This window comes from Lysinibacillus telephonicus (assembly GCF_003966145.1).
Lineage (GTDB): Bacteria > Bacillota > Bacilli > Bacillales_A > Planococcaceae > Ureibacillus > Ureibacillus telephonicus.
Genome location: NZ_RXNR01000013.1, coordinates 23119 through 39407 on the forward strand (window position 1 = coordinate 23119; position 16289 = coordinate 39407).

Annotated in this window: 17 protein-coding genes, 1 tRNA gene and 1 riboswitch; of the genes, 5 read left to right on the forward strand and 13 right to left on the reverse strand. The window is 35.6% G+C overall.

The genetic code is table 11. The features are described from left to right. Window positions 1-84: 84 nt before the first annotated feature. From EKG35_RS21125 to EKG35_RS21210, 4 genes are all read left to right on the forward strand, one after another. Window positions 85-798: an SHOCT domain-containing protein gene (locus EKG35_RS21125; RefSeq protein ID WP_221766319.1), complete on the forward strand. Its 714-nt coding sequence runs from the start codon at window positions 85-87 to the stop codon at window positions 796-798. A gap of 303 nt (window positions 799-1101) precedes the next feature. Then, window positions 1102-1431: a histidine kinase gene (locus EKG35_RS06360; protein WP_126293607.1), complete on the forward strand. Its 330-nt coding sequence runs from the start codon at window positions 1102-1104 to the stop codon at window positions 1429-1431. Window positions 1432-1437: 6 nt separating this feature from the next. Next, complete coding sequence (locus tag EKG35_RS06365; RefSeq protein WP_126293608.1) at window positions 1438-1953, forward strand: hypothetical protein; 516 nt, start codon at window positions 1438-1440, stop codon at window positions 1951-1953. 94 nt (window positions 1954-2047) lie between these two features. Next, window positions 2048-2956 (forward strand): hypothetical protein, encoded by a 909-nt coding sequence (locus EKG35_RS21210; RefSeq protein WP_246020222.1) that lies wholly within the window; start codon window positions 2048-2050, stop codon window positions 2954-2956. A 356-nt stretch (window positions 2957-3312) separates the two neighbouring features. Here EKG35_RS21210 and EKG35_RS06380 read toward each other — a convergent pair. From EKG35_RS06380 to EKG35_RS06430, 11 genes are all read right to left on the reverse strand, one after another. Further along, window positions 3313-3386, reverse strand: a tRNA-Arg gene (locus EKG35_RS06380). Between the two features lie 127 nt (window positions 3387-3513). Then, entirely contained in the window at window positions 3514-4020 is a 507-nt protein-coding gene (locus EKG35_RS06385; protein ID WP_126293609.1) for a metallophosphoesterase, read from the reverse strand. Between the two features lie 264 nt (window positions 4021-4284). Beyond that, window positions 4285-4878, reverse strand: a complete 594-nt coding sequence (locus EKG35_RS06390) for an XTP/dITP diphosphatase (RefSeq protein ID WP_126293610.1) — start codon at window positions 4876-4878, stop codon at window positions 4285-4287. Beyond that, window positions 4879-5637 (reverse strand): ribonuclease PH, encoded by a 759-nt coding sequence (gene rph, locus EKG35_RS06395; RefSeq protein ID WP_126293611.1) that lies wholly within the window; start codon window positions 5635-5637, stop codon window positions 4879-4881. It lies immediately after the preceding gene. 536 nt (window positions 5638-6173) lie between these two features. Next, complete coding sequence (gene racE, locus EKG35_RS06400) at window positions 6174-6968, reverse strand: glutamate racemase (RefSeq protein ID WP_126293612.1); 795 nt, start codon at window positions 6966-6968, stop codon at window positions 6174-6176. Window positions 6969-6978: 10 nt separating this feature from the next. Then, window positions 6979-7428 carry a MarR family winged helix-turn-helix transcriptional regulator gene (locus EKG35_RS06405; protein ID WP_126293613.1) on the reverse strand — a complete coding sequence of 150 codons (450 nt, stop codon included), beginning with the start codon at window positions 7426-7428 and terminating at the stop codon, window positions 6979-6981. A 139-nt stretch (window positions 7429-7567) separates the two neighbouring features. Continuing rightward, window positions 7568-7789: a helix-turn-helix domain-containing protein gene (locus EKG35_RS06410; RefSeq protein WP_097072809.1), complete on the reverse strand. Its 222-nt coding sequence runs from the start codon at window positions 7787-7789 to the stop codon at window positions 7568-7570. 72 nt (window positions 7790-7861) lie between these two features. After that, entirely contained in the window at window positions 7862-8308 is a 447-nt protein-coding gene (locus EKG35_RS06415) for an acyl-CoA thioesterase (protein ID WP_185807663.1), read from the reverse strand. Between the two features lie 508 nt (window positions 8309-8816). Beyond that, window positions 8817-9596: a succinate dehydrogenase iron-sulfur subunit gene (gene sdhB / locus EKG35_RS06420; protein WP_126293615.1), complete on the reverse strand. Its 780-nt coding sequence runs from the start codon at window positions 9594-9596 to the stop codon at window positions 8817-8819. 22 nt (window positions 9597-9618) lie between these two features. Then, window positions 9619-11364: a succinate dehydrogenase flavoprotein subunit gene (gene sdhA / locus EKG35_RS06425; RefSeq protein ID WP_126293616.1), complete on the reverse strand. Its 1746-nt coding sequence runs from the start codon at window positions 11362-11364 to the stop codon at window positions 9619-9621. Window positions 11365-11422: 58 nt separating this feature from the next. Continuing rightward, entirely contained in the window at window positions 11423-12037 is a 615-nt protein-coding gene (locus tag EKG35_RS06430) for a succinate dehydrogenase cytochrome b558 subunit (protein WP_126293617.1), read from the reverse strand. A 272-nt stretch (window positions 12038-12309) separates the two neighbouring features. Between EKG35_RS06430 and EKG35_RS06435 the strand changes: the two genes are divergently transcribed. Next, a complete protein-coding gene (locus tag EKG35_RS06435; RefSeq protein WP_126293618.1) occupies window positions 12310-12726 on the forward strand; it encodes a YslB family protein in 417 nt (138 codons plus the stop codon). Window positions 12727-12792: 66 nt separating this feature from the next. Here EKG35_RS06435 and EKG35_RS06440 read toward each other — a convergent pair whose 3' ends face one another. After that, window positions 12793-14019 (reverse strand): aspartate kinase, encoded by a 1227-nt coding sequence (locus EKG35_RS06440; protein ID WP_126293619.1) that lies wholly within the window; start codon window positions 14017-14019, stop codon window positions 12793-12795. A gap of 142 nt (window positions 14020-14161) precedes the next feature. Beyond that, a riboswitch (Lysine riboswitch) is annotated at window positions 14162-14346 on the reverse strand. 34 nt (window positions 14347-14380) lie between these two features. Further along, a complete protein-coding gene (uvrC, locus tag EKG35_RS06445) occupies window positions 14381-16171 on the reverse strand; it encodes an excinuclease ABC subunit UvrC (RefSeq protein WP_126293620.1) in 1791 nt (596 codons plus the stop codon). Window positions 16172-16289 lie beyond the last annotated feature (118 nt).

Here is a 16289-nt window from a genome sequence, read left to right on the forward strand (position 1 = left end):
ATTTAGCAAAATATATTGTAAATTTTTTTCATTTATGGGTAATGTAATAACTTACCTATTTAAATAAAACAATGGGGTGGTAAAATGAGTTTTTTTAAAAAATTATTAGGAACACATGAAAAAACACCTGAACAAATAGAGAAAGAAAGACAAAAACAAGAGGAACTACGCCAAGTAAAAGAGGAATTAGCAGTAAAATTAGGAGTTAACGTCATTGAAAAAGAAGATAAAAAAATTTTACAAGAGAAATACATTGGCACAGGCTTTGGAAAAAGCTCCCTATTTTCTCTCTATAAAGATTCTATCGTTTATTTCGAAAAATACGTCTTACGTTCCAATGAAAAATTTTTACTTTCTATAATTGCAGAATACGATAAAACAGTGGATCGTGAAATTAAGGGATTGTTAATAGCTACCGATCAACGATTAGTATTCGTTAGTAGTCGTGGTAGAAATAAACAATTTTTTTATGAAGAATTCGATTATAGAAGTATGAATGGCATAACACAAGCAAAAGACGGTTTGTTTGAAAATGAACTCTATATCGATCTAGGAATAAGCCGTAAGAAATTCGACAATTTAATGCCATTTGAACGGTTAAGAGATTTTATAAATATTGTTATGAATCAAATCCACATGGTTCGTGATACGCTTAGAACAACAACAGTTTCATTTTCTACTGTTGCAGTATCAGATAAGTACGCAGCACTTGAAAAACTCGGAAAATTAAAAGAACAAGGCATTTTAACTGAAGAAGAATTCGAAAAAGAGAAAAAGAAAATTTTAAATCAAGGTTGAGAATATAACTGTCTTGGAAAATTACCTCTCTCTATTCTTTAAAAAAGGTTATTTCATATTCATACTCTATCAACTAATGAAAATGTAGATGATTATTGTTGTAATGCCCTTGCAGGATCAAATTTCTTCATAACTAACTACTGTTAAGCTCACCATGAAATAATTAGAGAATGATATGTAAATTAAAATAGAAATATCCTAACCTGGATACCCCATGATAAATATGCATAATCTGTATCAGATTCGGGAAATGAAAGTAATTTTAGCAGCTGACTTTTTATGAATTGGATTAGGGGGAGGAAAATGAAAAAATTAGTTATATTTAATGTATTATTTTGTATATTGGTAATTTTCGTCAGTAATTATTATTATAATTCTAAATCTAAAAAAGCTGTCGCATACTTTTATGCTGAAAATAATATTGAAACTAACTATGGCGTAGATAGGGAAAATTTAATACCCAAGGAAATTAACTATCTTCCAGGAATAGGATTGTTTGAAATAGAAGTTATAGATAAAGATACCGAAAATATTTATTTTTTTGAGGTAGATATAAGGGATGATTTTTCATTATTTTATATAAAAGATCTTACAGATATTCACAATGAAAATATTAGAGAGATTAATGGATAATTTATTATGAATAAATTTATGTATTTGTTAATTGCTGTTTTAATGTTTTTAATCGGTGGTTGCTCAAATAATAAAATAACCTTTGAAGAAACTGTGAATATAGGAGTTGTTGGTACTTTAGAGGAATTCCGATATGAAAATGTTCATTTTGAATCATTGGGAGTTGAGGATTTATTACTTCAAGACGATTTAAAAAATAAATATTCAACAATTATGATTGAAGATGATTACTTTAATACTGTTACTCAAATTGAGTATATTGAACGATTTGAAAGCTTACAAATACCAATTGTATTTGTAGATTCTACTAAAGGGTATGCTCCCTTTAGTAAACCTTCTAAAAATGCAACAACAAAACAAACTTATGATGAATATAATGATCATCCTAAAAAAATGACCGTAATGTTAACCTATCAATTGCCTGCTGCCACACAAGGTTTTATGGTGGGATATCCTCAAGACGAAACACTTTCACAAGAAGATTTTGAAAAAATTATAGAACGAATCTATAGCAACAAGTAGCACTCTCATTCGCCATATCAAAGAATTGTGAGAAGATTTACGCTTGAGCAGGAATTAATATAGTCTCACTCTTTCTTGTAATAAGGGAGGAAACATGGAAACAAGAGTAATTGTTGATTTTTATGCTGATTACTACCTAAAGAATAAGCTTGAAGAATTCTTTTATAAATATGGAATTCAATTGACTTTTCCGGAGAAACGAAAACACAGTTCTGAAGTTTATGTCGAAGTTCCAATTAATCTAAATGAGAGATTAACTGTTGATACACTCGCAAGAATCATTTCCATTTTAGAGAGTGAATTCAATTTATCATGTGGTGAGGCTTTATCCTTTAAATTTGATGATGAAGATTTTAAGCCATCTCCTTTTTTTGAGTTAAGATCAACCGGTAATTCTCAAAAAGTATTTTTAGAACATAAAAAAGATGGAATTGAATGGAAGACAATATGTAATTATTGCGGACTTCAAGCAAAAGTTCAAAACTCTGCTTTAGTTATAGATACTTCTAAAATTGGAGACCGATATATGGTAAATGTCGGTATTGATTATTGGGTTGTTTCGGAGAAAATGGCCATTCTAATGGAAAAGTGGAATATAACGGGTTATAAATTGCAAGAAGTGATACATATCGGTAAAAAGACAGCTCAACCAGCATTTCAAATAATTCCGACTAGCATTCTTCCATCATGGAGCTCCGAAATGAAACACTATTATTTTATTACAGAAACAAATGATCAATGTTCTATATGTAACATAAGAGGTCGGATTGATTACCCTTATCACTATAATAAAATTGATATTGAGCAGAATCCAATCAAAGATATAAATATCCTTCAAGAGTGGAAGTCAAACGGACAATGGGCATATCATCCAATTTTTTTAAGTAAAAGATTCCGAGACCTACTTATTGATAATGGAATCACTCGTGATGTAAGAAATATGTACGATAATAATTACAAATCAAAAGATTGGTTATTTGACCCAGTAATTATTGTTGATTAGAAAATCATATTTTCCAATAAAAGCTATTTTGAATCAGTTATTACTAATTCCTGAGCTATACTAAAAATTTAATCGATCTGGATAGCTTGATTTAATCTAATTTTACAAAAATCTTACACAAGTGGATCTTCAAACAACACTGGTTCATTACGCTCACTTGCTATACAGGAACGAGATGAAAGTCAAGCTGTATAAGTACAAATAACAAATAATTGGGTACCAAATAGGTACCTACTATTTATTTTTTAACTATTTTTATCTTTTTCTTAAATAAACAAAACAGCCTTAAACCCTTTATATAAAAGGATTTAAGGCTGTTTTCGATGATAGTTTCTTTTTCTAAAACTACCTTATGACGTCCCAGGAGGGATTCGAACCCCCGACCGTACGCTTAGAAGGCGTATGCTCTATCCAGCTGAGCTACTGAGACATTGGTCAAACATGGTAATAACCATTAAAGACAATTATTATTATATGTGCATTACAGGAGAATGTCAACGGTATTTTAAAAATAAATGAAAATTTTTCTTATTTTTTTCTGAAAGCATTAATCTTTGTTACTCATCTAAAGGAAATCGTTTCGTAAAGATCTCTTCTCCTGTATCCGTATACCCTGTAACTTTCCAAGATTGATCGGCAAACTCAACTATAGCATAGCTTTTTTCATCAATGCCTCGGGGCTTTAGGAGGCTTCCTGGATTCACAAATAATATATTATCCACTAATTCTGTTCCTAATACATGTGAATGGCCGAAAAATGCTGCATCAGCTTCAACCTCTTTGGCACGATATAGCAAGTTCATTGTTGTTGACTTTACATTTAGCAAATGACCATGAGCAACAAATATCTTTAAGCCCTCTACATTGAACAGTTCCTTTTCAGGATAGCGGGAATCGTGGTCGCAATTGCCGCGCACCCGTTTTGCACCTTCTAAATAAGGATGATCAAATGGCAGCTCACTATCCCCACAGTGGATGATTGCATCGACATCTAAATGTGCATCCCGTACACGCTTTATTACCTCAGCATCCCCATGTGTATCACTCATTACTAATAATTTCACACTTAGGTCTCCTTTAATAAATGGTTTACCAATAAGAAGCATTCTTCGCCTATACCAGTGAAATAGACACTTGTTACAAGTATACACTCATTCTTAAGCAGCTTGATGTCTTAAACAAATACTTCTTCCAAAAACTTAGCACCTTTTAAATGAATCAAAACCACCCGATACCAAAAAGTACCGGGCTAATTTCATTTTACCAAATAATTATTAAACTTTCAGGTATTTCTCGCTAAATAATGAGTAAAATTCCGTGCAACTAGTTTATTTTAACAAATTCGGCAATTCTTCAGCAAGTTTACGAATAGCATTGCCACGGTGTGAAATGGCTCCTTTTTCTTCAGGAGACAATTCAGCCATTGCGCGCCCTAGTTCTGGAACGTAAAAAATTGGGTCGTAACCAAAACCATTTGTACCGCGCTTCTCATGTAAGATGACGCCCTCACATGTTCCAAAAACCGTGTATGTTTCAATGCCAGGTCCTGCAATGGCTAATGCACAGCAAAAACGAGCTGTACGTTTATCATCTGGGACCTCCTGCATTTTCTCTAGTACCTTTACGATATTTGCTTCATCATCATGGTCGCCTGCATAGCGGGCAGAATATACGCCTGGTTCCCCCCCTAATGCATCAATTGCTAAACCACTATCGTCTGCAATAACAAGCTTATTAAGCTCACGCGAAAGCGTCTCAGCCTTTAAAACGGCATTTTCTTCGAAGGTTGTCCCTGTTTCTTCAATTTCCATATCTGGCGCCACATCGAACATTGTTACGACTTCATAGCCTAGAGGACCAAAAAGAGCTTCAAAATCTTTTGCTTTTCCTTTATTTTTCGTTGCGATTACTACCTGTTTCATTTATGCTTCCTCCTTCAAAGAACCTACAAGGTTTGCTGCTTCTCCAAGTACCTCTTTTTGAATGGCAATTAGTTCAGAAATACCTTTCTCACCCAAGTCCAGTAATGTGTTAAGTTCATCACGAGAGAAAGTTGCCTCTTCCCCTGTCCCTTGTATTTCTACAAAGCGTCCTGCACCTGTCATGACAAGATTCATATCAACAGCTGCTGCAACATCCTCAACATAGTTCAAATCTAAAATAGGGCCTAATTCATCAATGATCCCGACACTTGTTGCAGCTAAAAAGTCTACAATGGGGAATTTTGCAAACGGTTTTATTTCATGGATTTTTGCAATGGCAATTGTTAAAGCGACAAATGCACCTGTTATTGATGCAGTACGAGTGCCGCCATCTGCTTGAATAACATCACAATCAATCCATACTGTTTTTTCACCCAGCGCTTCTAAATCAACAATGGCGCGCAAAGCTCGGCCAATTAAACGCTGAATTTCCATCGTACGGCCATTCACTTTACCACGCGAAGAATCACGTTGTGTACGTTCAGCTGTCGCTCTTGGCAGCATAGAATATTCTGCAGTGATCCATCCTTTACCCTGACCTCGTAAAAACCCAGGCACTCTATCTTCAATTGTTGCAGTACATATAACCTTTGTATTCCCTACTTTTATAAGTACAGATCCTTCTGGATGCATTAAATAATTTTTTTCGATGTTTACTGGTCTTAATTGGTCAACCTCTCGTCCATCATGTCTTGTCATAATTGTCCTCCTCGTTGTTTCGCGCCCCCATATTAACATAATTTAAATTAAAGTACCATACACACCATTAATTTGAAACTATTTCGAAAACGCCAACACAAGCTTGTTTCACAATTAAAAACGATATATAGAGTTTCTACACACCGCTTAATTGAGGTATCCTTATTATATAATATTGTTTCTACATAACAATATTAGCTAATACCACTTGTACATGTAATAAATCGGTTGGTTTAGTTAATATTTCCCAATAACTATATATTTTTTGTTTAGCCATAATCACCTACACCCTCGAACCTCGCATCATCTGAATATTAACTGGAGCTAATCCAATAATCATTTAATCTTCAATTGCCCAGGAAATTTTACTGTGCCCACCATCACTAATATAATTGTATTTTTGTTCCTTTTGCCTCTTCCGCTAGACGATTTGTTTGGGAAAAAATTGTTGCACTCACACTCAAATGATTTTATTATTTTCGAATAAAAAAATAAAACTAGATATTCAAACTCAAAAAGTTTGAATACCTAGTAGATTATAGTTTTATACGACGTATGTCTAAATTTGATTTTTTAAGCCAATTTTCAGCGATTGAGCGAAAAATTGGTACTGACCCTGTTGAATAGAAAATATGATGCGGCTCTTTTGTAGAAGTACAGAGCTGATCATTATACTCTAATAAGTCTTTTACATCCCTTGCAGTTTCCTCTGCTGAGGATAGGACCACAACATCGGGTCCAACCACTTTTTCGATATGATGCTGGATAATTGGATAATGTGTACATCCTAATATAACTGTATCAAATTTTTTATTGGCTAGCGGCTTTAAACCTTTTGCTACTAAGTCGAATGCAAATTGTCCTTCATATTCTCCACTTTCTACAAGTGGGACGAACGTCGGACATGCAAGAGGAATTATTTTCGCCTTCGTACTTAAAGAAAGCAGCGCATTTTCATATGCACCACTTTTAATTGTACCTTCTGTTGCAAGTACGACGATTTCGTTTCGTTTTGTTTTTTTCTCAGCAGCACGTGCACCAGCATTTATAACTCCAATTACAGGAATCGATAAATTTTTTTGCAAGCTATCTAACGCTACTGCGGTTGCTGTATTGCATGCAATGACAAGCATTTTAATATTCATCTTTTGTAATACATTTGCCATTTGCCATGTGAATTTTAATACTTCTTGCCTGTTTCTTGGTCCATATGGACATCTTGCAGTATCACCAATATAATAAATAGTTTCATATGGTAAAACTTCCATCATTCGCTTTGCAACTGTTAAGCCGCCAACACCTGAATCAATAACGCCAATCGGTGCATTCACAAAAACCGCCTCAATCCTCTACCATTTGTAAATGTAGTTTATATAGTAATTTTGATAACATTTCTATTTCCTGATTATCAAAATCTACTAAAAGTTCATGTAAGTAGTTCTGCCTTTTTTCGATAACTTCTTGAATGATTCTTTCTCCCTCTTCAAGCAAATGTATGTGTACAACTCGGCGGTCTTGATCATCACGAATGCGCACTACTAATTCACTTTTTTCCATACGATCAACTAAATCAGTTGTCGTACTAAAAGCCAAATACATTTTATTCGATAATTCCCCAATTGTCATATCGCCCGATTCATGTAACCATTGAAGCGCAATAAATTGTGGAGGTGTAATCGTGTAATTGCTTAATATTTCTCTGCCTTTTTGTTTAATTAAATGTGATATATAGCGTAGTTCTTTTTCTAAAAATGCTACTGTACCATGGCTGCGCATTTCGTTGTTACTCATTAAGTGCATTCACTCCTCAAGAATCAAATCCGTCTCAGCTACTTTTGAACTTGTGTGTACACTTAGGGACAAAAAATTTTTGCTGAAATGAAGTTAATTCTATTTTGAAGTGTTTTAAGCGAAATAGCAAGCATCCATTCTAATGTAGTGATAATTCGTCTAGCCTCAGTAATTCGATTAATGCTTGTGATCTACTGGATACGCCCAGTTTCTGAATCGTGTTTGAAATATGATTACGCACCGTTTTTTCGCTAATGCCCAACTTTTGCGAAATATCTTTTGTAGAGTAATCTAAGATTAATAACTGGAATATTTCCCGTTCTCTTTTCGTCAAAAGCGAACGATGCTGCGGGCTATTCATAAGGCAACACCCTCCTATCTCCTCTTCTATGTAAAGTATGATAAGAGTTGAAAGGCTGTGAGGGCATTTTTACTATTTCCCATGTAATATTAATATTTCTTTTTCATCCCATGGAATTGCTTTTCCAGTTTGTTTATCAATTTGAACAATTGTTCCTCGACCAGTAAAACATGCCTCATCATGTTCGTTTTTTGCTAAATAATGAATATCAATTGATGTAGTACCGATTCGTGCTGCCTTTACATAGATTCGAAGTGTTTCATCAAAAAATACTTGTTTTAAATAGTCGCATTGCAGGTCTGCCACTACAGTAATTTTCGTTACTTCATCTGCAGACCATTTTGTTGAAAACCCGATATGCTTTAAAAATTCAATACGCGCATACTCGAAATAAGTAAAAGGTACGGTATTGTTAAGATGTCCAAACATATCCGTTTCAGAAAATCTTACCTTCACTTCTACATAAAACTCAAATTCTTCTGCCCAAGCTTGTGGATCTGCAATATAATTTGCTTTCATCTTCATAACCCCTTTCCTATTTCCCCTATCCCCTTTTGTCAATTTACGCCTTGGCTAATAAGCATTCAAGTTGCGGATTCGTGTAGGATCAAGCATAATGCTTAACCAGTTAACCATTGTCTTATGGCAGAAACTCACTTAGGTTAACTTCCCTCCCCAAACCCATCACGAAATTGCATGACTCACCGAAGGCTATATCTTCATTCAGTACTGAAAGAAGATAAAATGAATAGTGGTTCATTTATTATAACAAAAATGAAAGCCATGGCATAAGTGTTTTGTTATTGATTCGCAAGGTAAATCTTAGATGCTGTGAAGATAAAGCTTACAAATTATTGTTAAAATAGTTTATAGGAAAAGTGAAAGAAGAAGCTTCCTTAAGCTTGAACGCAACAGCCCAAACTGGCTGCCATTCTATATTATGCAAGTAAAATAAAAAGGGTATCTAAAAGTCATAAATTATGACTTAGATACCCTTTTATTATACTAATACATTTATCTTTTACTATTAATCAACCATATGATCTGAACCGAAGAAGTTACGGAACATTTGTACAGTTGTTGCACGGTTAAGTGCTGCAATTGAAGTAGTTAGTGGAATACCTTTTGGACATGCAGCAACACAGTTTTGTGAGTTACCGCAGTTTGCAAGGCCACCATCTCCCATAATTGCTTCAAGACGTTCATCTTTATTCATTGCACCTGTTGGGTGAGTGTTGAATAAACGTACTTGTGAAAGTGGAGCTGGTCCGATGAATGAAGATTTTTCAGACACGTTTGGACATGCTTCCAAGCAAACACCACAAGTCATACATTTAGATAATTCATAAGCCCATTGACGTTTGCGTTCTGGCATACGTGGACCTTCACCTAAATCATAACTTCCGTCGATTGGAACCCATGCTTTAACTTTCTTAAGAGCGTTGAACATACGGCTACGGTCTACTTGTAAGTCGCGGACAACTGGGAAAGTTTTCATTGGTTCAAGACGAATTGGTTGTTCTAATTGGTCAATTAATGTAGAACATGATTGACGTGGACGACCATTAATTACCATAGAACAAGCACCACATACTTCTTCAAGACAGTTCATGTCCCAAGTTACTGGAGATGTTTTTTGACCATCAGCTGTAACAGGGTTTTGTTGAATGAACATTAAAGCAGAAATAACGTTCATACCTGGACGGTAAGGAACTTCGAATTTCTCCCAACGTGTTGCTCCACCTTGAGTGTCTTGACGAAGGATTTCAAGTTTAATTGTTCTTCCAGTTCCTACTGCTGTTGTCATGATTAATGACCCCCCTTATGTTTTATGAAGAATAGTCACGTTTACGTGGCGGAATTAGAGAAACGTCAACTTCTTGATAAGTAATTTCCGGTTCACCAGTTTGTGGATTGAACTTCGCCATTGTTGTTTTTAAGAAGTTCTCGTCATCACGGTTAGGATATTCTGGTTTGTAGTGAGCTCCACGAGATTCGTTACGTAAAAGTGCTCCTTTAGTAATTACGCGAGCAAGATATAACATGTTTTTCAACTGACGAGTGAAGTGAGCCCCTTGGTTACTCCATTTTTGTGTGTCGTTGATGTTAATGTTTTCCCAACGTTCTAACATTTCACCAAGTTTATTATAAGTAGCTTCTAATCGGTCATTATAACGAACAACTGTTACATTATCAGTCATCATCTCACCAAGCTCTTTATGCAGTAAGTATGCGTTTTCATTACCATCCATTTTAAGAATTGCGTCCCATTTCTCTTGCTCTTCTTGAACGCGAGCATCATAGATTGATTGAGGAAGATCTTCTGCATGTTTCTTTAAGCCTTTTACATATTTAACAGCGTTTGGTCCAGCAACTGAACCACCATAAATAGCTGATAATAATGAGTTTGCTCCTAGACGGTTAGCACCGTGTTGTGAATAATCACATTCACCTGCTGCAAATAAACCAGGAATTTCAGTCATTTGGTCGTAATCTACCCATAAACCACCCATTGAGTAGTGAACTGCTGGGAAGATTTTCATTGGTAATTTACGTGGATCGTCACCTACGAATTTTTCATAGATTTCAATAATACCACCAAGTTTAACGTCTAATTCATGTGGATCTTTATGAGAAAGGTCTAGATATACAACGTTTTCACCATTAACACCCAATTTTTGGTTTACACATACATCGAAGATTTCGCGAGTAGCGATATCACGAGGAACTAAGTTACCGTATGCAGGGTATTTTTCTTCTAGGAAGTACCATGGTTTACCGTCTTTGTATGTCCAAATACGTCCACCTTCACCACGAGCAGATTCTGACATTAAACGGTTTTTGTCGTCACCAGGAATCGCTGTAGGGTGAATTTGAATGAACTCACCGTTTGCATATGAAGCACCTTGTTGGTAAACGATAGATGCTGCAGAACCAGTGTTAATAATTGAGTTTGTAGATTTACCGAAGATAATACCAGGACCACCTGTTGCCATAATTACAGCATCAGCACGGAATGATTGAATTTCTTCAGTTTGCATGTTTTGAGCTACGATACCACGGCAATGACCTTCGTCGTCTAAAACAACGCCAAGGAATTCCCAGTGTTCGTATTTTGTAACTAAACCGTCAACTTCATAGCGGCGAACTTGCTCATCAAGTGCATATAGCAATTGTTGACCAGTTGTCGCACCAGAGAATGCTGTACGGTGATGTAGTGTTCCACCGAAACGACGGAAATCTAATAAACCTTCTGGAGTACGGTTGAACATAACTCCCATACGGTCAAATAAGTGAATAATGCCAGGTGCAGCATCACACATTGCTTTAACTGGTGGTTGGTTTGCTAAGAAGTCCCCACCGTAAACTGTATCATCAAAGTGAATCCAAGGAGAATCCCCTTCACCTTTTGTATTAACAGCACCATTAATTCCACCTTGCGCACATACAGAGTGTGAACGTTTTACGGGAACTAATGAGAATAATTCAACTTCAGTGCCTTCTTCGGCAGCTTTCATCGTAGCCATTAAGCCAGCTAAACCGCCACCTACGACGATGATTTTGCTTTTCGCCATGATTACTCCTCACTCCTCTTTATTTGCTAAAAACATAGCGGATGTTCTATTGTGTTAATTACACGAATGCTAAGATTGCCGCAACACCAACAATACTTAACAATACGAAGAATACCATTGTAACATACGATGCGATTTTTTGTGATTTAGGCGATTGTGTAATCCCCCAGCTTACTAGGAATGACCAAATTCCATTAGATAAGTGGAATGTAGCTGATAAAATACCTACAATATAGAATGCAAGCATCCATGGATTACGAACGATTTCTTCCATCATACTGAATTCAACTTCTGCACCAAGTGCTTTTTGAATACGAGTTTGGAAGATGTGCCACGCAATGAAAATTACAAGGAATACTCCTGTAAAACGTTGTAGTGCGAACATCCAGTTACGGAATGTGCCGAAGCGTTTCACATTGTTAGTAGCCGTAAATGCAATATACACACCATATAATCCGTGGAATAGGATTGGTATGTAAATTACGATCCATTCAACAATTAGTAGTAGAGAATGTGGAACTAAATCCATTACTCCAGTAGCATTGTTGTAAGCCTCTTCTCCACCTGTCGCAGTGAAGTTCAAAGATAAGTGGAACACCAAAAACAGACCTACAGGGATAATACCTAGTAAGGAATGTAAGCGGCGCCAGTAAAACTCTCGATTTTTCGACAAGACTGTTACCCCCCTTAGTACTTTTGAAAAGCGAGCCAATATCGTCACTATTTTGTAAACGATATTACATTGACTGCGGATTTCATCATGGTACAATATTATGACATGTCCATTGTACTCTCAAGAACTATTAGCGTCAAGGTAGCTTCCAGTTTTTTATACATACAAATAAATAAAGAATTTGCTCTCACAAGAGGTTTTTTTCTACTTTACGAAATTTTTATGTTCTTTTTAAGTAAAAATAAGAAAATTCACGAAAGAGGTATTTTTAGATGACATCATTTCAGAACAAAACTGTTCCAGCATTTGGTTATGATTTAATAAGAGATTACTTGCTTCCTACAATATTAGGAAAACACGAGAAAGAAGTTCTATATTGGGCAGGTAAAGACTTGGCAAGAAAATTTCCATGTACTGATACTCAGCTTATTATCTCATTTTTCCAAGATGCAGGATGGGGTTTTTTGACACTAGATAAAGAAGAAAAGGACGGCTGTATTTTTCATCTGACAAATGATATTGATTTACTAAATATCGAGGAACGTTCATTTCGACTCGAGGCTGGCTTTATCGCACAGCAGATACAAGGAATCAAAGGCTGCTTAACTGAATGCCATGATGAAAAACGAGAAAAACAGCACCAAGTTATATTTACTGTTAAATGGGATAAAAAAGAAACGATTGAATAAATTTGTAGTTTCTTCCATTAAATATAAAAAGGCCATCCGAAAATTATTTTTGGACGGCTTTTATTATTAATTAACTAATTCCTCTACTAAATTAAACTCGTCATGCAAAGCATTTGCTGCTTTAACCATTTCATCTTGCGGCACAACAACAGATACTTTTATTTCCGATGTACTTACCATTTTCACTAATATGTTTTCTTTTCGTAGTCGGTCAAACATGCGTGCAGCTACACCAGGGTTTGAAACCATCCCTGAGCCTACAATTGATACTTTTGCTAAACCTACCTCGAAATCTGCAAAACTAAACCCTAAAGCTGCTTTATTTTTCTCCAATACCTTAATTGCTTCTGCAAAATCTCCTTTAGCGATTGAAAAGGAGACAGTCGGTTTAACTCCATCAATTACTGCTTGTACGATTATATCAACATCGATGTTATGCTGAGCCAGTGTAGAAAAAATAGTAGCAAGTGATGAATACTCATAAGAATCATACCCTACTGTTAAGCGAATAATGTCTGCTTCATAAGCAACACCACGTACAACTAAATTTTTCTCCATGTCAACCTCTCCCTTTATCATAGTCCCTTTGGCATTTTCTGTACTAGATCGAACTATTAATGGCATTTTATATCTTTTGGCTAATTCGACAGCTCGCGGATGGATAATTTGTGAACCAAGGTTTGCCAGCTCAAGCATTTCATCATAAGAAATCTGCTTTAACTTTCTAGCTTCTTTTACTATATTGGGATCTGCTGTGTAAATGCCATCCTGATTTGTATAAATTTCTATACGTTGTGCTTGAATTGCTGCTCCGATTGCGACCGCAATTGTTTCTGGACCACCGTCACCTAATGTCAAAATATCATTTTTCTTATCGATTCCTTGGGACCCTGCAATAATGACTATTTCTCCCTTTTTTATGCGCTCGAAAATGAATTTCTGATTTATATTGTCAATGAGTACATTATTATTTGATTCTACAGTTTGAATTCCTGCTTGCCAGCCTGTTAATGAGATTGCTTTAAATCCATTTTTTTGAACTGCAATTGCTAATAAGCTGCTTGCAATCTGCGCATTAATTGAGTCAAGTACATGAAGCTCTCGTTTTGAGGGCTTATCTGAAAGTAAATATGCTTGTTGAAGGAACATATCGTCAATTAATTCCATAGATGGTACGACGGCAATTACATTTCGCCCAAGCTTTTTTTCTTCAACTATTCTTTTAGCAATTTGCTCTATTTTTTCAGGTGTTGATAGTGAAGAACTGTCGATTTTTACAACAATGTTCGTCATAGGCACACACTCCTTTTTAACATCGATGCTGACCTTTTCTACATCAAACAAGGATGAATTTCGTTTAGCTATAAATAAAAAAGCAACTTCTCACAGAAAAAGTGAAAAGCTGCCTCTAAACATACCTCAAGATTGGAACGTTTTGCGAGATAGCCCTCCAGAACCTTGATTTTGATTCTGACAGTCTTACATTTCTTAAATGTAAAACCAGCAAGTAAACCTGAACAATTGATTTACCGCTTCGGCAAGTTTTCCTTTCACTAACTATCTCAGGAATTGTTCATCCTCCAATCAGTTACTATTAAACCTTGCACCTCTATCATAAATATACTAGATGTTATGTGCTTACAATATCATACAATTATTCCTTTGACAATGTATCTTTATGGAAATAATTATAAATGGCGGTTGCTGTAGCACTTGGAATATGAGCTTCTATTAGTTGTTCAATAGTTGATTCTTTTATTTTCTTTATTGATCCAAAATGCTTTAACAATTGTTGTTTTCGTTTTGGGCCTACACCTTCAATTCCATCTAAAACAGATTGAATCGCATGTGTCTGGTGTTGTTGACGTAAAAACGTAATGGCAAATCGGTGCACTTCATCTTGAATACGCTGCAATAAATAAAAGCCATCACTTGTTCTTTTCATTTCGACAGGTACTGGCGGGTCGCCAAATAGCAGTTGGGAAGTATTATGCTTTTCATCTTTTGCCAGTCCCGCAATGGGAATGTAAAGACCTAGCTCATCCTCTACTACTTCGCGTGCCACTTCCATTTGTCCCTTCCCACCATCGATAATAATTAAATCAGGGAGAGGTAAATTTTCTTTTAATACTCTTGTGTATCTGCGGCGAATAACTTCTTGCATTGCACCGTAATCATCATGTTTCGCCGTTTCTCGAAGTTTATATTTGCGATATTCCTTTTTTGCTGGTTTTCCGTCAATAAAAACGACCATAGCCGAAACAGCATCTGCACCGTGCATATGGCTATTATCAAACGCTTCGATGCGAAGAGGTGCAGCGATATTCATCGCATCTCCAAGCTCCTCACAAGCACCGATAGTTCTTTCCTCTTGACGTTCAATTAGCTGAAATTTCTCATGAAGAGCAATTTGTGCATTTTTCATTGCCAATTCAACGAGCTCTTTCTTAGGTCCTCGCTTTGGGATTATCACTTTTACATCAAGCAGTTTTTCTAAAATACCCGTCTCTATATTATTTGGAATAAAAATTTCTTTTGGTTTTATATGTTCCGGAATATCATAAAAACGACCAATAAAGGTTAAAAACTCTTCCTCAGGATCACGATAAATTGGGAAAATAGAAACATCACGTTCAATCAGCTTCCCTTGACGCACAAAAAATACTTGTACACACATCCAACCTTTTTCGACAGTAAATCCAAATACATCACGATTTGATAAGTCTGCTGAAACGATTTTTTGCTTTTGCATAATCGTTTCAATATGTGCAATCTGATCACGAAAATCTTTAGCACGTTCAAATTCAAGATTTTCTGCGGCTTCCATCATTTTCTTTTGCAAGTCTTCTTTTACTTCCTCATAGCCGCCATTAAGAAATTTTGTTATTTCTTCTATCATGTCATCATATACTTTTGGCTCAATTTCCTTTACACAAGGAGCAAGGCATTGGCCAAGGTGATAATATAAGCAGACGCGATCAGGCAATCTTGCACATTTTCTTAATGGGTAAATGCGGTCTAGTAATTTTCTTGTTTCATTTGCCGCAAATGCATTTGGATATGGTCCAAAATATTTTGCTTTATCTTTTTTAACTTTTCGTGTTGTTAAAATACGCGGATATTTTTCATTCGTTATTTTTATATAAGGATATGTTTTATCATCCGTCAGCATTACGTTATATTTCGGATCATGTTTCTTAATTAGGTTTAGCTCTAAAATTAATGCTTCTAAATCACTTGAAGTAACAATATATTCAAAATCTTCAATTTCACTTACTAGCCGCTGGGTTTTCCCATCATGGGAGCCCGTAAAATACGAACGAACTCGATTTTTTAATATTTTTGCTTTGCCGACATAAATAATTGTCCCCTGACGATCTTTCATTAAATAACAGCCAGGTTCCTCGGGCAAAATCGCTAATTTATTTTGAATGTTATCATTCATTATTATCACCTAAATTTAATTTACCTTTTATACTATTATACGGCGATTAGAAGAACAAATGCGAGAAAAAAGAGGTTGTTTATAAAGCAAAAAAACCCAAAAGCAGCTTAAAGCCACC